This window comes from Methylobacterium mesophilicum SR1.6/6, from assembly GCF_000364445.2.
GTDB classification, from domain to species: domain Bacteria; phylum Pseudomonadota; class Alphaproteobacteria; order Rhizobiales; family Beijerinckiaceae; genus Methylobacterium; species Methylobacterium mesophilicum_A.
The window spans coordinates 5274125-5294490 of record NZ_CP043538.1; the positions used below are offsets into that span (position 1 = coordinate 5274125).

Annotated in this window: 17 protein-coding genes; 5 read left to right on the forward strand and 12 right to left on the reverse strand. The window is 72.0% G+C overall.

From position 1 onward, the window contains the following. Positions 1 to 2: 2 nt before the first annotated feature. The 3 genes from MMSR116_RS24970 to MMSR116_RS24980 all read right to left on the reverse strand — a co-directional run bounded on the left by MMSR116_RS24970 (position 3) and on the right by MMSR116_RS24980 (position 6595). Positions 3 to 5309 carry an alpha-2-macroglobulin family protein gene (locus tag MMSR116_RS24970; protein WP_010685587.1) on the reverse strand — a complete coding sequence of 1769 codons (5307 nt, stop codon included), beginning with the start codon at positions 5307 to 5309 and terminating at the stop codon, positions 3 to 5. 109 nt (positions 5310 to 5418) lie between these two features. Further along, positions 5419 to 5718, reverse strand: coding sequence for an antibiotic biosynthesis monooxygenase family protein (locus MMSR116_RS24975; protein ID WP_010685588.1), 300 nt, complete (start codon positions 5716 to 5718; stop codon positions 5419 to 5421). Between the two features lie 16 nt (positions 5719 to 5734). After that, positions 5735 to 6595: a Kdo hydroxylase family protein gene (locus MMSR116_RS24980; RefSeq protein WP_010685589.1), complete on the reverse strand. Its 861-nt coding sequence runs from the start codon at positions 6593 to 6595 to the stop codon at positions 5735 to 5737. Between the two features lie 207 nt (positions 6596 to 6802). Here MMSR116_RS24980 and MMSR116_RS24985 point away from each other — a divergent pair, with 207 nt between their 5' ends. Further along, the gene (locus MMSR116_RS24985) at positions 6803 to 7252 is read left to right on the forward strand and encodes a hypothetical protein (protein ID WP_010685590.1); all 450 of its coding nucleotides are present in this window, start codon (positions 6803 to 6805) and stop codon (positions 7250 to 7252) included. A gap of 189 nt (positions 7253 to 7441) precedes the next feature. On the opposite strand, the gene MMSR116_RS24990 is transcribed toward MMSR116_RS24985, so the two are convergent. After that, positions 7442 to 8455, reverse strand: a complete 1014-nt coding sequence (locus MMSR116_RS24990; RefSeq protein WP_010685591.1) for a GNAT family N-acetyltransferase — start codon at positions 8453 to 8455, stop codon at positions 7442 to 7444. A gap of 152 nt (positions 8456 to 8607) precedes the next feature. Then, on the reverse strand, positions 8608 to 9090 hold the full coding sequence (locus tag MMSR116_RS24995; RefSeq protein ID WP_010685592.1) for an Hsp20 family protein: 483 nt from the start codon (positions 9088 to 9090) through the stop codon (positions 8608 to 8610). 194 nt (positions 9091 to 9284) lie between these two features. Here MMSR116_RS24995 and MMSR116_RS25000 point away from each other — a divergent pair, with 194 nt between their 5' ends. Next, positions 9285 to 10319, forward strand: coding sequence for an alpha/beta fold hydrolase (locus tag MMSR116_RS25000; protein WP_010685593.1), 1035 nt, complete (start codon positions 9285 to 9287; stop codon positions 10317 to 10319). A gap of 4 nt (positions 10320 to 10323) precedes the next feature. On the opposite strand, the gene MMSR116_RS25005 is transcribed toward MMSR116_RS25000, so the two are convergent. Beyond that, positions 10324 to 10848 carry a SixA phosphatase family protein gene (locus tag MMSR116_RS25005; protein WP_010685594.1) on the reverse strand — a complete coding sequence of 175 codons (525 nt, stop codon included), beginning with the start codon at positions 10846 to 10848 and terminating at the stop codon, positions 10324 to 10326. A gap of 242 nt (positions 10849 to 11090) precedes the next feature. Between MMSR116_RS25005 and MMSR116_RS25010 the strand changes: the two genes are divergently transcribed. Next, entirely contained in the window at positions 11091 to 12020 is a 930-nt protein-coding gene (locus MMSR116_RS25010) for a class I fructose-bisphosphate aldolase (protein WP_010685595.1), read from the forward strand. A 15-nt stretch (positions 12021 to 12035) separates the two neighbouring features. Here MMSR116_RS25010 and MMSR116_RS25015 read toward each other — a convergent pair whose 3' ends face one another. The 3 genes from MMSR116_RS25015 to MMSR116_RS25025 form a co-directional block, all read right to left on the reverse strand. Further along, positions 12036 to 12887, reverse strand: coding sequence for an AAA family ATPase (locus MMSR116_RS25015; RefSeq protein WP_039894050.1), 852 nt, complete (start codon positions 12885 to 12887; stop codon positions 12036 to 12038). A gap of 235 nt (positions 12888 to 13122) precedes the next feature. Continuing rightward, the gene (locus tag MMSR116_RS25020) at positions 13123 to 13764 is read right to left on the reverse strand and encodes a hypothetical protein (RefSeq protein WP_010685597.1); all 642 of its coding nucleotides are present in this window, start codon (positions 13762 to 13764) and stop codon (positions 13123 to 13125) included. Further along, a complete protein-coding gene (locus tag MMSR116_RS25025) occupies positions 13761 to 15020 on the reverse strand; it encodes a hypothetical protein (protein WP_010685598.1) in 1260 nt (419 codons plus the stop codon). The genes MMSR116_RS25020 and MMSR116_RS25025 overlap by 4 nt, the downstream gene beginning before the upstream one ends. A 298-nt stretch (positions 15021 to 15318) precedes the next feature. Between MMSR116_RS25025 and MMSR116_RS25030 the strand changes: the two genes are divergently transcribed. Then, positions 15319 to 17166 (forward strand): cation:proton antiporter, encoded by a 1848-nt coding sequence (locus tag MMSR116_RS25030; RefSeq protein ID WP_010685599.1) that lies wholly within the window; start codon positions 15319 to 15321, stop codon positions 17164 to 17166. Between the two features lie 35 nt (positions 17167 to 17201). Here MMSR116_RS25030 and MMSR116_RS25035 read toward each other — a convergent pair whose 3' ends face one another. Next, positions 17202 to 17609, reverse strand: coding sequence for a hypothetical protein (locus tag MMSR116_RS25035; protein WP_010685600.1), 408 nt, complete (start codon positions 17607 to 17609; stop codon positions 17202 to 17204). Between the two features lie 335 nt (positions 17610 to 17944). Here MMSR116_RS25035 and MMSR116_RS25040 point away from each other — a divergent pair, with 335 nt between their 5' ends. Then, positions 17945 to 19120: a vWA domain-containing protein gene (locus tag MMSR116_RS25040; protein ID WP_010685601.1), complete on the forward strand. Its 1176-nt coding sequence runs from the start codon at positions 17945 to 17947 to the stop codon at positions 19118 to 19120. Positions 19121 to 19290: 170 nt separating this feature from the next. On the opposite strand, the gene MMSR116_RS25045 is transcribed toward MMSR116_RS25040, so the two are convergent. Together MMSR116_RS25045 and MMSR116_RS25050 are read right to left on the reverse strand one after the other, a co-directional pair. Further along, on the reverse strand, positions 19291 to 19611 hold the full coding sequence (locus MMSR116_RS25045) for a 2Fe-2S iron-sulfur cluster-binding protein (protein WP_010685602.1): 321 nt from the start codon (positions 19609 to 19611) through the stop codon (positions 19291 to 19293). Between the two features lie 159 nt (positions 19612 to 19770). After that, a complete protein-coding gene (locus MMSR116_RS25050; RefSeq protein ID WP_010685603.1) occupies positions 19771 to 20091 on the reverse strand; it encodes an Hpt domain-containing protein in 321 nt (106 codons plus the stop codon). Positions 20092 to 20366 lie beyond the last annotated feature (275 nt).

A 20366-nucleotide genomic window follows, 5' to 3' on the forward strand; every position in this document is an offset into this window, starting at 1 on the left:
CCCTACTTCGCCGCCCCGACCGTCACGCTGCCCGAGGCGGTCCGGCCGAACCGCGCCGGCCGGTACATGTCCTCCACGGTGGCGCCCGGATGGACGTAGGTCCCGGGCGAGACCGCCCGCACCGTGTAGGCCACGGTGAAGAAGGCCGACTGGCTCGGGTCGCGGTCGTAGGCCGCCACGAACCGGTCGTCCCGGAACTCGGTGTGGACCGGCTGCACGTCGGACTTGGCGAAGGCGAGCCCCTGGAGCGCGTCGGCGTCGAGGAGCTTCGGGTTGTCGATCTCCAGCCCCGCCGGCAGCGGATCGACCAGCAGGAGCCGCGCCGCTTCCGCCTTGGCCTCCGTGACCTTGAGCACCACCACGAGCCGGTCGTTCTGGCGCAGGCCGCTCGCCGGGTCGACGGTGCTGCCGTCGAGGCGGCGGAAGCTGCGCTCGATCGTGTAGCCCTGCTGCGCCGCCGGCTCCGGCGCCAGGGGGCTGCCGTTGACGGTCACGGCCACCTGCACAGGCGCGCGGCCGGTATTGGTCAGCTGAACGCCCCTTTCGGCCAGGGCCGCCTCCCGGTAGACCCGCGCCAGCATCCCGGTCTGCGGCGCGCCGTCCAGGCTGAACGACAGCGTGCCCGCCTCGTTCGACAGGCTCTCGGCGGCGAGCACCATCCAGGCATTCTCCTGCGTGCTCGTCGGGCGCTCGGATTGCTGCTCCTCGCCGAGCACGGAAGCCGCGGGGCCCAGCGCCCCCTGCGCCAGCCCGCTCTCGGCGGCGAGCGTGATCAGCCCGGCCCCGTCGCGGAGTCGGGAGCCGTAATCGGCGCGGTAGACGCCCTTGTCGCGCTCGGCGCGCAGGACGGTGAGCGCCGATTCCATGGTCTTGGCGGCCCGGCCGCGGTCGCCGAGCAGCGCCAGAGCTGCGGCGAGCTGTGCCCGCCCGAGGGCGGAGGAGAAGTCGCCGATCTTGGTGTCGGCGAGGTAGCGCAGGTCGCCCATCACCGGCCGGCCGTTCCGGGCGAGCACGTAGGCGGCGTAGGCGAGGTCGGCACCGCCGCCCCGCACCTCGGTGGCGTTGGCCACCGCGTTGCGCAGGTAGTCGAGGGCCTGGGCGAAGGCCTTCTGCGGCACGGAAAAATTGCGCTCGCGGGCGCGGGTCAGGAAGTCGGTCACGTAGGCGTCGAGCCAGAGGTCGCTCGACCCCTGCGCCGACCACAGGCCGAAATCGCCGCTCGAATCCTGGCGGGCGAGCAGGCGATCGATCGATTCCCGCACCCTTTCGTCGGCGCCCGCGTCGAGGGCGAGTTTTTCCAATGCCGCGAGCTTGTTGACGTAGAGCAGCGGCATCGCCCGGCTCACCACCTGCTCGGAGCAGCCGTAGGGGTAGCGGTCGAGCGCCCGGAGCAGGGCCGCCACGTCGACCCCCGGCAGGGCCGTGGCCGAGAGCGAGACGCTGCCGGTGCCGGGCTGAAGGTCGGCGAGGAGGTCCGAGGTCAGCGTCAGGTTCGCCCCCGGGGCGAGGCTGCGCACCGAGCGGCGCAGCAGGGCGCCCGTCCCCGGCGAGATCCCGAGGGCGAAGCTCTGGTTGAGGGCGGCCGGGAGGCCGGGCCCCGACAGGGCGAGGTCGAGCCGGGCCGTGCCGGGTCCGGCGGCGGTGAGGGGGATCGCGAACTGGCCCTTCGCGCCGGCCTCCAGCCGCAGCGTCTGCCGCAGCGCGCTGGCGCCGACCACCACCGGGCCGGCCGGGATCAGGTCAACCGTGTACTCGCCCGCCGGCCCCTCGACGTTGTCGAGGGCCACGAACAGGCGCGACCGGTCGCCGGTGTCGAGGAAGCGCGGCAGCGTGGCGCTGAGCACGACCGGATCGCGGATGATCACGTCGGCCTGCGCCTGCCCGACCCGGTCGCCGCTCCAGGCGGTGACCATCACGCGCCCGGTGCCGTTGAAGGCCGGGATCGGGAAGGTGACGCTGGCCGCGCCGTCCGGCCCCACGGTCACCACGCCGGAATAGAGCGCCAGCGGCGCCTGGGTCGGCGGGGAATCGGCGAGCTCGCCGCCGCCCGCGTCGCCGCCGGAGCGGATCGCCCCGGCCGAGCCCTGCATGCCGTCGATCAGGTAGCCGTAGAGGTCGCGGAATTCCGGCCCGAGCGCCCGCTGGCCGAGGAAGTACTGGGTCGGGTCCGGCGCCGCGTAGCGGGTCAGGTTGAGGATGCCGACATCGACCAGCGCCACGGTGATCCGCGCCGCCTCGCCGGCCCTCAGCCCGGTGAGCTGGACCGGCACGGTCAGGTCCTGGCGCGGGCGCGCCCGCTCCGGCGCCTTCAGGGCGACGCCGAGGCTGTGCCGCTCCCGGTCCACCGAGAACCACGCGAGGCCCAGCGCCCGGCCGGGCAAGCGCTTGGCCGCCTGATCGAGGGGCCGGTAGGCGGTGGCCACCAGGTAGGCGCCGGCGCCCCATTCGGCCTTCACCGGGATGCTGACCGTGGTGCCGCCCTCGGGCACGCTGACCTCCAGGGTCTGGTGCACGCGGTCGCTGACGACCATCAGGCTAGCCTGACCCCTGAACTTCGGGCTGAGCTTGGCCCGCAGGGTGTCGCCGGCCGCGTAGGCGGCCCTGTCGAGGGTCAGGTCGAGCAGGTCGGGCGCCTCCGCGGTCTCGGAGCCGCCCCAGCCCACCTCGAAGCCGAGGCTCGCACTCGCCTCCGGGGCGCCCGCGGTCGAGACCTCCAGCCGGTAGCGGCCGAGGCCGACCGGCGCCTCGATCCGGCCCGGGCCGGCGGCCGTGAGGTCGACGGTGCCGCTGGCGACGCGCCGCGCGGACTTCACCGGCTCGAACGACCAGCGCCCGTCCGCCCGGTACCACTGGTACGACTGGTCGATCCGCGACAGGGTCCAGCTCACGCCCGGCCGGGCCAGGAGCGCCCCGTCGGGGCGCGCGAACACCACGTCGAAGCCCGCGATCCCGCCCTCCTTCAGGTCGGTGAAGCCCTTGCGCAGGGCGAGGACCGGGTTGGCCGGGAGGATCGGCAGGGTCAGGCTGCGCGACAGCGCCCGGCCGCCGGGCTCGCCGACCGCCAGCGTGATCTTCGCCTCCAGCGCCCGCGGCGCCGCGACCTGCGGCACCGGCACCGTGACGGTGGTGGCGCCCTGCGCGCTCGTGGTGGCGTGGTCCTGCAGTTCCTGGGTCGCCGGCTCCACGGCCTCGTCGTCGAGACCGATGGAATAGGCCTCCAGTCCCTTGATGCCGCTGGTGGACGCCGCCTGCACGGTGACGCTGCCCGACACGTCGAGATCGGCGCCCGGGGCGCCGTAGAGGTAGCGGGCGGCGACGTCGATCTGCGCGGCCTCGCCCCGGTTCAGGGCCGCCTGCCGGGCCTTGAGGGTCACCTCCAGCCGCTCGGGGACGTAGTCTTCCACGAGGAAGCTGGTCTCGCCGATCGCGGGCGCCTTCGGGTCCGTGTAGGCGGAGACCCGCCACGTGCCGTGCATCGCCCCCGACAGGAGCGGCAGCGGCAGGGCCCGGCCGCCGAGCCCCTGGTCGGGCACCGAGACGCGCCGGTACTCGACGCCGTCCGGCCGCTTGACCACCAGGGTCAGCGGCAGGTCCGGCACGGCGGCGCCGCGGGGATCGCGCAGCAGGGCGGTGAGCTGGACGGTCTCGCCGGTGCGGTAGACCCCGCGCTCCGGGAACAGGTAGGCGTCGAGGCCGCCGGTCTCGGGCCGCCCCTTCACGCCCCGGTCGGTGAGGTCGAAGGCGCCGAGGTTGAGGTCGAGGAAGCCGTAATCGCCGCCCGCCTGCGCGACCACGAGGCTCGGCGCCAGACCGCCCTCCCCGCGGGCGAGCCCGGGATCGAAGGCGACGTGCCCCTGCGCGTCCGTGGTCCGCGTGCCCAGCACCTCGTTGTTGCGGGCGACCAGCCGGATCTCGGCGCCCGGCATCACCTGCGCGGAGGCGAGCGAGCGCAGGACCACGGTGACCCCGTCGCGGCCCTTGGTGGCGGTGAGCCCGAGGTCCGAGACCACGAACCACTGGGTCGCCTGGGTGTCGTACTCCTCGTCGGAGGCGGCGGTGCCGGAGGGGCGGGCCAGCATCACGTAGAGGCCGGGCTCCAGCTTGCCCACCGCCTGGAGGACCGGGAAGGCGGTGACGGCCTCCTGGTTCACCTCCGCCTTGGCGGTGTCGAGGGTGCCCTTCCAGACGCGCACGCCCTTCTCGGAGGCGATCGTCCGGGCGGTCGAGCCGCTGAGCTGGCCCAGGAAGTCCTCGGAGCGCAGGGTCGGCAGCAGGCCGCGGTCGCCGATCCGCAGCACCTCGACGTCGAGCTTGGGCGCGTTCACCGAGACCAGGGGCACGCCCGCTTGGCCCGTCCGCGGCAGGACGTAGTTGCGCCCGGTGAAGCGCACCTGCGGGGCGCGGTCGCGGACGTAGATCTCGTAATCGGCGGCCTTGAGCAGGCTCTCGCCGACGGTAGAGGGCAGACCCTGGCGGACCACGATGGCGTAGCGGCCCCCGTGCTTGAGCCCGTCGACGCAGACCTGGGCGCCCTCCCCGGTCACGGCGGCCGCGCTGCTGCCCGAGACGGCGACGAAGGGGGCGTAGTCGGTCTTGGGGCGGATCGCCTCCGAGAAGGTGAAGCAGGCCCGGGGGGCGGCCGCGTCGGAATCGACCTTGTAGTCGAGGATCCGGAAGCCGTGCTGCGCCCGCAGGGTCTCGTAGGTCTCCCGGACCGGACCGGTCTCAGCCAGGGCGAGGCTCGCCGCGTAGGCGTCGAGCGCGGGGCGCCAGGATTCCTGCTCGGCCTCCGCGGCGCCGAGGGCGGCCAGCGACGCCGCGGCGTCGGCCGCCGTCCCGGCGCGCTCGTAGGCGCGGTAGGCGGCGGCCGTCACCCGGCCGCGCAGGCGCGACCGGCCCTGGTAGTCGTTGTCGTCGAGGGCACCCAGGGCCGCCGCGGCCCCGCGGGCGTAGGCCTGCCAGTTGCGCGCGTCGGCCGGTTCGGCCGCCACGGCGGTGGCGAGGGCGGTCAGCGCCTCGTCGGGCTTGTCGGCGGCGAGCAGGGCCAGCCCGGCGGCGCGGGACTGGCCGGCCGGCCGCAGCGAACCGCCGGCTTCCGCCTTCAGCGCGGTCTCCAGGCGGACGGCCGCGCTGGCCAGGTCGGGCCGGACGAAGGTCTTGGCGAAAGGCGCGGCGAGGGGGGTGACCGGCCGGGGCGCGGTGCGGGGCGCAGGTGGGGACTGGGCGGGCGGGGTCTGGGCGAGGGCCGGACCGCCCGCGATCCCTCCGAGGAGCGCCAGGGCACCCGCGAGCCGTCCGAGCCGCGCCATCAGCCTGTTCCCCACCCGCCGCAACCCCGATGATTCGCTTCGGAGCCGGTCGCGCGGGAGCCTAGCACCGGCGGATTGCGTCGCAACGCTGACGCGCCAGCGGCTCCGATCAGAACGCCTTCAGCACCTGCTCGGCGTGCTCCACGGCCACCGGGCCGGCGAAGCAGTGGGAGACCAGGGCGCGGTAATCCTGCCAGGGTTGCGAGCCGGTGAAGTCCTTGGTGTGGGCCTCCAGCGTGTCCCAGTGGATCAGCAGCCGGTAGCGCTGCGGGTGCTCGATGGAGCGCCGGACCTCGAAATGCCGGCAGCCCTTCGCCTGCTTGAAGATCGCCGAGGCCTCGGTGATGCCCTTCTCGAACTCGGCCTCCAGGCCGGGCTTGATCTCGATCTGCGCGATTTCGAGGATCATCGGTGAGGTCCCTGTCTCAGGTGCGAAGAGCGCGGCCGAGCTTGGCCGCCAGGATGCGCTGCGGGCTTAAGGTTGGGTCGGCCTGGTCGGCGACCGGCAGGTAGGCGGTCTGCTCCAGCATGTAGCGGCCGCCCATGGCGCCGTGCATCACGAGGTCCGAGAAGGTCACCCAGGTCTCGCCGGGGTGGAACTGCACGTCGGCCTGGGGCGCCGACGCCTGATAGGCCTCGTCCTGCTTGAGGGCGTCGTGCAGGTGCAGCATCAGGTGGTCGTATTCCGAGCGCCGGGCCTTGGTGATGCGCAGCGCGGCGAGCAGGCGCGCCGAGAGCGGGGAGTAGCCCGGCAGCCGCGGCAGGAACTTCTCCGCCATCGACCCGAAATCCTCGCCGACCCGCCAGAGGCGCGGTTCGCCCGCGGGATTGATGTTGCGGAACACCCGCAGGATCCGCTTCTCGCCGATCGGGTTCGACGGGAAGGCGTCGACGTGCAGCCGCGTGTCGTCGCGCCGCCAGCTCAGCTTGCGCCGGTCCACGTCGAAGGGCCGGTAGGAAGTGCCGGCGAGGCTCACCCGGTCGAGATACGCGGGCAGGTACGTGCCGATCAGGTCCTGGGCGAAGGCGCGGTAGCGGATCAGGAGCTGGCGCAGGGCCTCCTGCTCCTCCGGCGTGCCGGACGCGCCGCGCAGTTCCGCGGCCGCGCCGCGGATGTTGACGTTCTTGGCCTTGCCATCCGCGAAGGGCCGCTCGGTGAAGCGGCGCTCGAAGTCGCTGAACGGGAAGGGCAGGTCCGGGAACAGCAGCACCGCCCCGGCCTCCAGCTCCCGGGCCAGGGGGCCTCGGGGCTCGCCGGGAACGACTCTGCGGATCGGGCTGATCATCGTGCGCGGGCGGGGCCTGCCGTGTCGGATGCGGCCCGTGTAGCCGAGGGGCCGCGGGCAGGCCAGGGGCGGCATTTCCGGTGGATGACATCGCGCGTCCACCGACACCGGGTCGGGCACCCGCCCGGAAAGCTTGCGCAACCGCTTCGTTCCCGGCACGTTCCCCGGCCAGTAACCGGCCCCTGAGCCCGGCGGAGGTTGGCGCCGATGGCGACCCTGAAAGAGTTCGAGGAAGCCCTGCGCGAGCACGGCATGAACATGGCGCTGGCGCTGCTGGAGCGCCTGCGCGAGCGCGACCGGGCGACCCGCACGGTCAAGCCGGCACGGCGGCTGACGGGCCAGAAGATGACCCCGGAACTCGCCCGGGCGATCCTGGACCTGCACGCCACGACCGGCATGACCCAGCAGGAGATCGCCTTCAAGGTCGGGGTGAACCAGGGCCGCGTGAATGAGGTGATCAAGCGCGGCAAGTGGCTGACGGACGATCCGAGCGCCCCGGAGGCGGTCGCCCGCGACAAGGCGGTGGCCCGGATGCGCGGCGATCCGAAGCCCAGGAAGCCGGCCGCCGCGCGCGCCGCCTCGGGCCGGACCAAGGAGCGCAAGGCCGCGCCGCCGAAGGCGCGCAACCAGGGGCAGCTGGCCCTGGGGGATCTTTAGGACGCAACCGCATGGTGTTTCGTCCTTCCCACCCGTCTCCCTCATCCTGAGGTGCCGGAGCGCAGCGCGGGCCTCGAAGCAGCCCTCCAGAAAGCGTCGCGCCCCCTGGAGCCCTCTTTCGAGGCCCGCTGCGCGGTCACCTCAGGATGAGGTGGAGGGTGGGATCGACTTAGGACGCCGACCCGCCCCTCACGACGCCGGCGCGAAGTGCCCCCGGTAGCGGGCGCCGATCGCCTCCACCGGCAGCGTCACGAACACGTCCGTCGTGCCGAACTGGCGGTCGATCACCGCCCCGTCCCCGAAGGTCGCGCCGAGGCGGAGATAGCCCTTGATCAGGGGCGGGAGCGCCTGCAGGGCGGCCTTGGAATCCACCGCCTCCTTCGGCAGCCGGTCCATGGCCACCGCCCGGTCCGGCAGCGCGCGGGCGCGCCAGCCCTCGGGCGCGCGGGCGTGGTGGTGCAGGAAGGCGAGCGGCAGCGCCAGCCGGTCCGGATCCGTGCCTTCCAGGCTCGCGCAGCCGATCAGCGCGTCGATCCGGTGGTGCAGGATGTAGGCGTAGATCCCCTGCCAGAGCAGCTCGACGGTGCGCTTGCCCCGGTAGGGCTTGAGCACGCAGGAGCGGCCGAGCTCCAGGAGCCGCCGATGGCCCTGCGCGGCGAGCAGCGGCGCGAGGTCGTACTCTCCCTCGGAGTAGAAGCCCGCGTGGCGGTCGGCCACCTCGCCGCGGAGCAGCCGGTAGGTGCCCACCACCTTCGGCCGGGGCTTGGCGAGGTGCTTGGCGAAGGGCTTCTTCCGCTTGGGCGGGGCATGATCGAGGACGAGGAGGTGGTCGCAGAGCGCGTCGTAGCTGTCGACGTCGCGCCGCGACAGGGCGGCGAGCCCGGTCGGGACCGCCGACATCTCCTCGTAGAACACCTTGAAGCGCAGGCGCTGGGCCCGGCGGATCTCGGACCGCTTCGTCGCGAGCCGCACCTCCAGGTTGCCGATTCGACCGAGGCTGCGCCCCTCGAACGGTTCCGGGAGGCGGATCGCCCGCTCGGCCGAGAGGACGTCGGCGATCCCGGCCGGGACGCCCTCGAGGTCCCGGGCCTGCATCTGCCGGCGGCGCAGCTTCGCGATCGGCGCGCCGACGCCCCACTGCATGCCCCTGTGCCAGCCGGCTCCGAGCGCGCTGTAGGCTCCGCGGGCGAGATTGGCGACCATGGTCGGGTATCACTCCGGGTGCGCGTCATGCACCGTCCGGGCGGACTTAAGAGCACGACGCGCACACGGCATTATGACAGCGCCGACAGAAAAAACGCCCCGGCCGCGGGGCCGGGGCGCTCCATCAGTCTAGCGTTCCGCGTGAGCCTGGATCAGGCGGCCTGCGGGACCGAGTCGGTGCGGACGTCGCCCTCGATCACCGGGGCGCTGGCGCGGCCCGCCGTGGCGATCTGGATGCGGCGCGGCTTCTTCGCCTCCGGAACCTCGCGGACGAGGTCGATGTGGAGGAGGCCGTTCTCGAGGGCCGCCCCCGTCACCTGGACGTGGTCGGCGAGCTGGAAGCGGCGCTCGAAGGCGCGGGCCGCGATGCCCTGATGCAGGAACTCCGCCTTGCCCTCGGCCTTGCGCTCGCCCTTCAGCGTGAGCGCGTTCTCCCGGACCTCGATCGACAGATCGGACTCCGTGAAGCCGGCGACCGCGACGGTGATGCGGTAGGCGTTCTCGCCGGTCCGCTCGATGTTGTAGGGCGGGTAGGTGGGCGCAGCCTCGGCGCTGGCGAACTGGTCGAGCGCGGAGAACAGCCGGTCGAAGCCGACTGTGGAACGGTAGAGGGGCGCGAGATCGAACTGACGCATGACATATCCTCGTGTGAGCAACATGCAATTCCGGTCCGCCCGATGGGCCGGACCCGTCTTTCGTGCCGCCCGAAGGCCGGCACAGACGAGATATCGGAGGGGGAAAATCCCGGTTCAAGACCCCGGCCGATGGCAGAAATCGAGATTTTTTCGGTAGGGTCCCGTCCCGGACGGACGCGCGTGAGGTGAGCCCTGTGGGACGGTTCGACGGTGAGACCGGGCGGCAGCCGCCGCTCCTGACCCTGCGCGGCACGCCCGACAACCCGGTGCCGCCGGGCGGCACGCTCATCGCGGTGGGCACAAGCGACGACTGCACCCTCCGGGCGGCCCACTGGCAGACCACGGCGCGGACCTGCCGCGGCACGGTCTGCCTGCTGCAGGGCCGGGCGGAGTTCATCGAGAAGTACTACGAGACTATCCACGAGCTGCGGGCGCGGGGCTTCGCGGTGGTGGCCTTCGACTGGCGGGGCCAGGGCGAGTCCGATCGCCGGGTGGACGATCCCCACAAGGGCCACGTCGCCCGGTTCGACGATTACCGGCTGGACCTGAAGGCCGTGGCCGAGACCGTGCTGGTGCCGCTGATGCCGGAACCGCATATCGGCCTCGCGCACTCGATGGGCGGCTGCGTGGCCCTTCTCGGGGCGCTCGACGACTGGCTGCCGTTCCGGCGCCTCGTGGCGCTGGCGCCGATGCTGTCGATCCGGATGATCCGCTGGCCGGCCGGCGCCGCCGTCCTGTCGCGGGCCCTGCAGCGGCTGGGCCTCGGGAGCCGCTACATCCCCTTCGGCAAGCCGGTCTCGATCGCCACCAACCCCTATGCCGGCAACCGGCTGTCGCGCGATCCCGTCCGCTACGCCCGGAACGCCGCGGCGGCCCGGCAGGTCGGCGCCGGCGCCGTGGGCGACCCGACGATCGCGTGGCTCGCCGAGGCGTTCCGCGCCATGGCGCGGCTGCGCGACCCGCGGGCGGCGCCGCGCATCACGCTGCCGACGCTGATCCTCGCGGCGGGCGCCGACCCGGTCTGCGGCACCGCCGACACCGAGCGCTTCGCGGCCCGGCTCAAGGCGGGCCACATCCTGGTCCTGCCGGATTCCCGGCACGAGATCCTGACCGAGCGCGACGCCATCCGGCAGGATTTCTGGGCGGCCTTCGAGGCCTTCGCGCCGGGCTCCGCCCTGCCGACCCACGCGGAGGTCGAGGCCCACGCCTCCGCGGTGCCGGTGGCGTGAGCGGTCAGCCCGCGAGATCCGGGTCGATGTCGCGCGGGCGCACGAACCGGTCCAGGCGCCCCCGGCCCGGGGCGACTTCCGCCCAGCGGGCGGTGTCGAAGTCGATCACCGCGTAGGCCGCGGTCGGAAACTCCAGGGCGAGGCGCGTGCGGACCTCGCGCGGCCCCTCCCCGGCCAGGCCCGCCGCAAGGTCGCCCAAGCCCGGATTGTGGCCGACCACGATCACCGTCCCGGCCGCGTCGGAGGCGTTGCGGATCACCGCCAGGATGCGTTCCGCTGGCGCCTCGTAGATCTCGGGCTGCCAGCGCGTCTCCGGATCGCCGAGCCCGGCCGCCATCGCCTCCCAGGTTTCCCGCGTGCGCTGGGCCGTCGAGACTAGGGCGAGGTCGGGGCGCAGGCCCGCCTTCGCCAGATGGGCGCCCACGGCCGGCGCGGCCCGGCGGCCGCGGGGATTGAGCGGACGGTCTCGGTCGGCGACGCCGGCCGGACGGTCCGACTTGGCGTGCCGCAACAGGATCAGCCTGCGCATGACATGGACCTCTGACATGAGCCTCCGGAGCGCCATTCCCGGCGTCGTCGTGGCGTTGCGGCGCGGTGTCCACCGGAGCGGCGCCGTGCAAGCCGCGCGCCCGGTTAGCCGAAAGCGCGGCGTGCGGGAACCTCGGCTTTCCTCGGCCGGTTCGGAACCCGGGCCGCCGTGCCGGCGCGGATGGCCGGCGCGGATGAGCCCGCGCGGAAGGCGTGCCGGCCCTTGGCGAAGGAGGCTGCCCGATGGACCGATCGCCCCGCGTCACCGAGATCCTGTCCTGGTACGGGGCGGACAGCCCCGGGACGCTCACCAACCTCGCCCGCATGCTGGAGCACGGGCGGCTCGGCGGCACCGGCAAGATGCTGATCCTGCCGGTGGACCAGGGCTTCGAGCACGGCCCGGCGCGCAGCTTCGGCCCCAACCCGCCGGCCTACGACCCGCACTACCATTTCGAGCTGGCCCTGGCGGCGGGCTGCAACGCCTACGCGGCGCCGCTGGGCTTCCTGGAGGCCGGCGCGCGGGACTACGCCGGGCGCATCCCGCTGATCCTCAAGCTCAACGACCACGATCTCCTGGCCGACGAGGAGGATCCCGAGCAGGCGATCACCGGATCGGTGGCGGACGCCCTGCGGCTCGGCGCCTGCGCCATCGGCTTCACGATCTATCCGGGCTCGACCCATCGCAACGCCATGTACGGCCAGATCCGGGAGATCGCCGAGGAGGCCAAGAGCGTCGGGCTCGCCGTGGTGATCTGGTCCTACGCGCGGGGCTCGGCCCTGTCGAAGGCGGGCGAGACCGCCATCGACGTGATCGGCTACGCGGCGCAGATCGCCGCCCAGCTCGGCGCGCACATCATCAAGGTCAAGCTGCCCACCGACCATATCGAGCAGCCGGCCGCCAGGAAGGTCTACGAGTCGACCGGAATCGCGATCGGCACCGCGGCCGAGCGCGTCCGCCACGTGGTGCAATGCGCCTTCAACGGCCGGCGCATCGTGATCTTCTCCGGCGGCGCCCATGCCGAGGAGGCCACGTTCCTCGACGAGATCCGGGCGATCCAGGCGGGCGGCGGCTTCGGCTCGATCGTCGGCCGCAACGCCTTCCAGCGCTCCCGCGCGGACGCGCTGACGCTGCTGGGACAGATCACCGACATCTACGCGGGCAAGACCGGCTGACGCGGGCGGCGAGCCTCAGCCGCCCCGCTGCTCCCGGCGCATCATGAAGGCGAGCTTCTCGAACAGGCTGACGTCCTGCTCGTTCTTGAGGAGCGCCCCGTGCAGCGGCGGGATCAGCTTGCGGCCGTCCTGCTCGCGCAGGGTCTCCGGAGCGATGTCCTCGGAGACGAGGAGCTTCAGCCAGTCGAGCAGCTCCGAGGTCGAGGGCTTCTTCTTGAGGCCCGGGACCTCGCGCATCGCCAGGAAAGTCCGCAGGGCCTCCTCGACCAGGCGGTGCTTGATGCCCGGATAGTGCACGTCGACGATGCGCTGCAGCGTCTCGGCATCGGGGAACTTGATGTAGTGGAAGAAGCAGCGGCGCAGGAACGCGTCCGGCAGCTCCTTCTCGTTGTTCGACGTGATGATCACGATCGGCCGGCGCACGGCCTTCACGGTCTCGCCGGTCTCGTAGACGTGGAACTCCATCCGGTCGAGTTCGGTGAGCAGGTCGTTGGGGAACTCGATGTCGGCCTTGTCGATCTCGTCGATGAGCAGGACCGGGCGCTCGGGCGCCGTGAACGCCTCCCAGAGCTTGCCGCGCCGGATGTAGTTGCCGATCTCCGAGACCCGCGGGTCGCCGAGCTGCGAGTCCCGCAGGCGCGAGACCGCGTCGTACTCGTAGAGCCCCTGCTGCGCCTTGGTGGTCGACTTGATGTTCCAGACGATCAGCGGCGCGTTCAGCCCCTTGGCGATCTCCTCGGCCAGCACGGTCTTGCCGGTGCCGGGCTCGCCCTTCACCAGGAGCGGCCGCTCCAGGACCACGGCGGCGTTGACCGCCGCGGTGAGGTCGGGGGTCGCGACGTAGGTCTCGGTTCCGGAAAAGCGCATCGCGGTCTCGGTGAGGTGGTCCTGGGGGAACGGGTAACGCGGGGCGCGGGCGTGCCGCAAGCGCCGTCCCCGTCCGGCCGTCCCGGCCGGCGCGCTCGCCGAAGGGCCCACACCGTCATCACGCGCGAAGCGAAGTGAACCAGGGTAGCGGGACGTTTCGAGGCGTGGCGCCGCCCTGGATTGCTTCGCTCCGCTCGCAAGGACGGGGCGCCGGATCCTTCAGCGGGCGTGAGTCTCACCCCTTCTCGTGCCAGACGCAGTTCCGGGCCAGGATCTCCAGGTTCACGTCGGACTTCTGCGGCTGCGGCAGGGTCTTGCCGTCCATCGCGAGGTCGATCTTGATCTCGACCTGCCCCTTGGCCTCGTTGGAGCGGCGGGAGAAGTAGCAGTACTGCTGGTAGGGCTGCTCGGCGCTGTCCTTGAAGTTCCAGCCGGTCACGATCTGCCCGTCGAGATAGGGCACCTGCTTGAACACCGTGAAGGTGGTGTTCACCGTCGCCTTCGAGGCCGGGGCGGCGTCGCTGCCGAGCTGGGCCTTGGTGGGCGTCGGCGTGGCGGTGGCCTTGGGCAGGCCCTCGAGCTTCAGCACGTTGTCGGTCAGCGTGACCTCGCCCTTGGTCTTGAGCGTCACGTCCGACAGCGCGGCCTGCATGGCGGCGGCGATCTTCTCGGCGGCGGTGTCGAACTGGTTGAGCGTCGCCCAGCCGTAGGCCGCCGCCCCGACGCCGATGCCGGCGAGGCACGCGAAGGCGCCGAAGCCCAGCGCCCTGAACAGGAAGGCCCGGGCGGCGACGTAGCTCGAATCCGCCCGCAGACGGGAATTCACCTGCTGGGCGAGGGCGATGTTCTCGGGCGTTCCGTTCGCGACGTAGTTCATGCGCCCGCTCCCGCGGCAGGCAGGGTCTGGCTCGGACCGGTCTGGCCGGGCAGCGCCTGCTGGCCCGTGGCGGGCCGGTTCATCGGGATCACCGCGCCCGAGGCGTTGGCGGCGCGCGGCAGGATCGGCTCAGGATGCGCGCGCAGGGCGTCGGCAATCGCGTCCAGCATGTAGGGGGCGGCCTCCGGGTTCACGGCGGCGCCGAGGTCGTCCTCGTCCATGAAGGTCCGGCGGGTCGAGACCGCGCAGAGCGCCAGGATGGTCGACGCGAAGGCGGCGCAGAGGGCCGGCAGGAACACGAAGATCCGCAGGAAGGCGTGGACCTGGCTCTCGGTCACGTCGATCGGGTCGACGCCGTAGACCATGGCGGTGAAGGAGTGCAGCTGGGAGCGGACGACCGCGTTGCGGTAGGCCTGCTCGGCATCGGCCACGCGCCGGTCGGCGGCGCCGGGATCGAGGGCGGCGCGCGCCTTGCGGGCCTCCTCCAGGTCCTTGATCATCGCGGCGCGGTCGGCCGAGGCCTTGGCGACGCCCCCCGACAGGGCGGCGACCCGCGGGTCGGCCACGCATTTCAGGTTCTGATACTTCCGGCCCTTGCTGTTGGTGCCGAACACCCGCTCGCAGCGCTGGGCCGGCAGGCCGGCGAGCTGCTGGGCGTTGTCGGCGGAACGCTTCTCGATCTGATCGAGCTCGGCCGTGTACTGGGCGACGCGCTCGTCCGCCGCCTTGATGCGGTCGCCGATCGTGGCCCGGTCGGCCTGGGCGTCCTTCAGGGCGGTCTTGGTCCGGGCCGCCTCCATCAGGCGGGGATGGAACATCATCTCGCCGAGCTGCGACACCGACTTGGTGGTCACCCCCGCGGCGAAGATGATGCCGATCACCGCGAGCCCGCGCACGAAGTAGGAGCGTTGCGTGCGCGCCAGGATGCCCAGCGGCACGCGGCACAGCTCCACCGCGGCGTAGACCAGCGGCGCCAGCAGCATGAAGTAGAAGGCGTGCCAGTCGCCGTCGCTGTAGACGCCCGCGAACAGCCACGCGCCCCAGAGCGAGGCGCCGATCACCATGAACTCGACGAGGTACGCGATCGCCACGTAGCCCCACTTGACGCGATAGCCCCGGTCGACGTGGCGCTGGTGGCGCCAGCGGTCCGATTCGAGCTTCCACTCGCGCTGCTCGCGCTTCAGGTCGCGGTTCGGAGGGGCTGCCGGGCCGGAGAAAATCGATTTGATGGAGATCATCGGCCTCGTCGCATCCATCGGGTCCAGTCCAGGGCTCGGCCCGCCCGAGCATAACCCTCGGTTAACTCCTGCGTGTATGCGCGCATTGTGCCGATTTTGGGCCGCATTGCACGCCTTGACCGCCCGGGCGGCTGGGGGCGGCGGACCGGTGGCGGAAATGTGTCACCCGGCTCGTGTATCCGGCTTGTGTCAGAACGCACCTGCGCTGGGGCGATCCGGGCGCGAAACCGGTTGCCCGCGGGCCGGTGCCGACCCATGATCGCGAAGCCGTGACCGGCCTTCCCGCCCCCGCAAGACGAGGTTCGATCCGCCGCCGATGCCAGAGGTCCACGCCGGCTCCTACAAGGAAGCGATCCTGTTTCTCGTCACAGCGGGCATCGTGGTGCCGCTGTTCCACCGCCTCCGGATCTCGCCGGTGCTCGGATTCATCGGCGCCGGTGCCCTGCTGGGGCCGTTCGGGCTGGGACGGCTGGCCGACACCTATCCCTCGGTCCACCTCTTCACCATCGGCAACCGCACCGAGATCTCGCACCTCGCCGAGTTCGGCGTGATCTTCCTGATGTTCATGATCGGGATCGAGCTGTCCTGGGAGCGCCTGCGGGTCCTGCGCCGACTCGTCTTCGGCCTCGGCTCCCTGCAGGTGGGCTGCTCCGCGCTGATCCTCGGGGCGATCCTCTACGGGCTCAACGTGCCGCTCACCGGCGCGGCGATCGTCGGCATCGGTCTCGCCCTCTCGTCGACGGCCGTGGTGCTGCCGGTGCTGGCCGAGCAGCGGCGGCTCAACGCGCCCACCGGGCGGACGAGCTTCGCGGTCCTGCTGTTCCAGGATCTCGCGGTGGCGCCGGCGCTGTTCGCCATCGCGGTGCTCGGCCGCGACGACGGCGGCGACAAGGGCTGGGCGCTGGCCTTGGCGCTGGGCCAGGCCGCCGTCGCCCTGGTGCTGATCGTGGTGGCGGGGCGCCTCGCCCTGCGGCCGCTGTTCCAGCTCGTGGCGCGCACGCGCTCCACCGAGCTGTTCATGGCGGCCTGCCTGCTGGTCATCGTCGGCACGGCGCTGACGGCGGCGGCGAGCGGCCTGTCGATGACGCTCGGTGCCTTCGTGGCCGGCCTGCTGCTCGCCGAGACCGAGTACCGCCGGGCGATCGAGGCGACGATCGACCCGTTCAAGGGCCTGCTCCTCGGCGTGTTCTTCGTCTCGGTGGGCATGAACCTCGATCCGGCCCAGCTCATGGCGACGCCGGGCGCGATCCTCGGCCTGTCCCTGGCGCTGGTGCTGATCAAAGCCGCGGTGGTGATGATGGCGGCACCCGTGATGAAGATCCCGCAGCCCGTGGCCCTGGAGACGGCCCTGCTGCTCGGGCCGGGCGGCGAATTCGCCTACGTGCTGATCGGCGGCGCCATGGCCACCGGTCTGGTGCCGGAGGAGGTCGGCGCCGCCGCCCTCGTGGTGACCACCGTCACGATGATCATGATCCCGGCGCTGGCGGCGATCGGCCGGCGGCTCAAGCAGCGGGCTTCGGCCAGCACCCAGGCCGCCGTAAAGGCCGAGCCGGTGCCGGAGCGGGTCGAGAACCGGGTGATCGTCGCGGGCTTCGGACGCGTCGGGCGGCAGGTCGGCGAGATGCTGGAGCGGCACAAGATCCCCTACATCGCCCTCGATTCCGACGCCGCTCGGGTGGCCGAGCAGCGCCGGGCCGGCGCGCCGGTCTATTTCGGCGACAGCGGCAACACCGAGATCCTGCGCCGCTGCGACATCGCCTCGGCCCGGGCTCTGGTGGTGACCCTCGACAACCCCCGCGCCGTCGAGGCGGCGGTGGCCGCCGCCCGCGCCGAGCGGCCGGACCTGACCATCGTGGCCCGGGCGCGCGACGCCCGCCATGCCTCGGCGCTGTACGAGCTCGGCGTCGACGACGCGGTGCCGGAAACGATCGAGGCCTCGCTTCAGCTGTCGGAGGCCGTGCTGGTCGATGTCGGGGTGCCGATGGGACTCGTCATCGCGTCGATCCACGAGCGGCGGGACGAGTACCGGGCTCTGCTCAAGAAGCGCGAGAGCGAGGCGAAGCCGATCTTCCGCGCCCGCCGCACGGTGGGGAAGGCGCTCGGCAAGCCGGCGGCCAAGCGTGAGCCCGAGCGCCAGGGGGCTGCGGCCGGTCAGGAGGCCTGATCACGGCTTGCTCACGAGGCCTGGCCGGGGCCCCGTCAGGCTGGGACGGGATGCGCCTCGGCGATCTTCGGGCGCCGCGCCGCCCGGCTGCGCGGTGCCGGCTCGAACCCGTCGGCGAAGCTGCAGCGATAGACCAGCTCATCGGCCGGCCCCAGCCCGGTGACCAGCGGGACCGTCACGGTATCCCCGGAGAAGCGCCAGCCGCGGATGCCCTTGTCCCAGTAGAGCCAGACCGTCCCGGGATAGCCCCGCAGCGTGAAGACGGCCGCCTTGCGCGAGAGGGCCTGCACGGCGCGGGGCGCGTACATGCCCTTGTTGCGGTAGGCCTCCTGCGTCGCCTCGGGCTGGCGATCCATGAAGGTGTTGCGCACCAGCTGAATCGTCGCCCCCGGCTTCCCGAGAAACCGCTTGAATTCCGTCAGATTCCGCAGGATGACCGCCATCGCAGGTCTCCACGCTTGCCTGGTCCGGCGCGCGTCGCCGCGCCCGCACCCACTCGATGTGTCGAGTTGAGCGATTCCCATGACCGAATGAGTGACTGAGCGAGGCTTGGCCGGACACATATCAACAGATTCGATGACTTATGCCCAGGTTATGAGTCCCATCGACCTGCGGAGACTCTGTTGGGACGTGGAATCAGCCCGGTTCACAGTCATGAATCTTGTCGACCATCGGCGAAGATTCAGGATCGGGGCCGGAACGTCCTGCCCCGCCTGACCCCGGCCCGCGCGATTCGCGCGGACTTGACCCGGGCGCGCGGCTGGCGCGTTCTCCCGGCATGCTGCTGCACTTCTTCACGGCCCTCCGGGACGCCAAGGTCCCCGTCTCGCTCAAGGAGTACCTGACCCTCCTCGGCGCGCTCGACCGGGGCCTTGCCGAGCGCGACGTCGAGGCGTTCTACTTCCTGTCGCGCACGGCGCTGGTGAAGGACGAGGCGCATCTCGACCGGTTCGACCGGGTATTCGGCACCGTGTTCAAGGGACTGGAGACCCTCGGCGAGGCGGTGGAGCCCGCCGCCGTCCCGGAGGAGTGGCTCCGCAAGCTCACCGAGAAGTACTTGACCGAGGCCGAGAAGGCGGAGCTGAAGGCGCTCGGCTGGGACAAGCTGTTCGAGACGCTCAAGCAGCGGCTCGCCGAGCAGAAGGGGCGCCACCAGGGCGGCTCGAAATGGATCGGCACCGGCGGGACCTCGCCCTTCGGCGCCTACGGCTACAATCCCGAGGGGATCCGCATCGGCCAGGACGGCAACCGCAACTTCCGGGCTGTGAAGGTCTGGGACAAGCGGGAGTTCAAGGACCTCGACGACGACCGGGAGATCGGCGCGCGCAACATGCGGCTGGCGCTCCGGCGCCTGCGCCGCTTCGCCCGGACCGGGGCGGCCGAGGAGCTCGACCTCGACGGCACGATCCGCGCGAGCGCCCGCCAGGGCTACATCGACGTGAAGCTGCGCCCGGAGCGGCGCAACGCCGTGAAGGTGCTGCTGTTCCTCGACGTCGGTGGCTCGATGGACTGGCACATCGAGCAGGCGGAGGCGCTCTTCTCGGCGGCGCGCTCGGAGTTCAAGCACCTCGCGCACTACTACTTCCACAACTGCCCCTACGAGGCGGTCTGGACCGAGAACCGGCGTCGGCACGAGGCGAAGACGCCGCTGCTGGAGGTGATCCGTACCTACGGCAGCGACTACCGGCTGGTCTTCGTGGGTGACGCCTCGATGAGCCCCTACGAGATCGCCACGCCCGGCGGCTCGGTGGAGCACTGGAACGAGGAGGCCGGCGCCGTCTGGATGCAGCGGCTCTCGAACCACTTCCCGAAGGTCGCGTGGCTGAACCCGGTGCCCGAGACGCACTGGGGCTACACGCAGTCGATCGGCATGATGCAGCGGCTGGTCGCCGGGCGGATGTTCCCGCTCACCCTGGAGGGGCTGGACGCGGCGGCGCGGGCGCTCGTGCGGTGAGGGACAGGTTCACGGCATCACGGCGTGGTGCGCTCCGACCCGCCGCTGCCGTCATCGCGAACGCAGCGGACGATCCAGCGGCGCTACGCTGGCCGACGGCGTGCTGCTCCGGATCGCCGGCCTCGCGATGACGCGTGAGAGGGAAGAACCTGATGACGGCCGGAGCCGGATCAGCCCTGCTGGGAGGGCGTCGTCACCACGAGGCCGTCGAGCGCCGGCGTGATCTTGATCTGGCAGGACAGGCGGGAATTCTCGCGCACGTCGCTGGCGAAATCGAGCATGTCCTGCTCCATGTCGGCGGCCTTGCCCACCACCTCGATCCACGCATCGGCAACGTAGACGTGGCAGGTGGCGCAGGCGCAGGCGCCGCCGCATTCCGCGTCGATCCCCGGAACGTTATTGCGCAACGCCGTCTCCATCACGGTCGCGCCGACGCTGCCTTCGACGGTCCTCTCCGTCCCGGCGTGGTCGACGTAGGTGATCTTGGGCATGCTGGGGCTCCGGGCTCGCGTCGAGCGCAATCTGTCCGACGGGCGGCGTGCCTGCTTGGCGGCAGAGACCGCGGAATGCAAGCGCAGCGGTTGGCACGCGTCCCGGATCCATCGCCGCATCGCGGCCGCATCGCGCGCGGGGCCGGCCCGGGGCGGCCGTCAGGGTGTCCGGCCCTCGATTTCAGCAAGCGCCGCCGCGACCGCCTCGGCAAGGTCGTCGAGCGGCACCGGCCCGTCGCCCGCACGCAGGCGCGGCTCCGCGGCGTCCGCCAGCGCGCGCACCCGCTCGGCCCCGACGCCCGCGGCCGAGCCCTTCAACGTGTGGGCGAGGTCGGCCCGGCGATCCGAGGGAAGCGTAGCGTCGACGAGCCGGGGCAGGATCGACCGGCACTGCCCGGCGAACAGGTCCAGCACCTCGCGGGCGAGGTCGGCGTCGCCGGCCGTCTGGAGGTCGAGCGCCGCGCGGTCGATGGCCTGCATGCTGGAGTCCCGGGATCCGTGTTCGTCGTGGATGGCGGAGCTGATCCACACAATTCACCCCCCGATTCGCGGGGCGGGGATCGCGCCGGACCCCTCCTCTGCGGCAGGATGGTCGCGGCGGTGAACGGCGGCCGCGGTAACCATTCGGTTAACGTTTTCTGGGGCCGGCCGGAGGCTCGGGTATCGGCAATCGCTGCCCGCGTCTAATCTTGTAATGGTAAACGGGGTGTTGCGTCTCCGGCATCAGCCTCCCCAGGTGCCGGTGAACCCGTGTA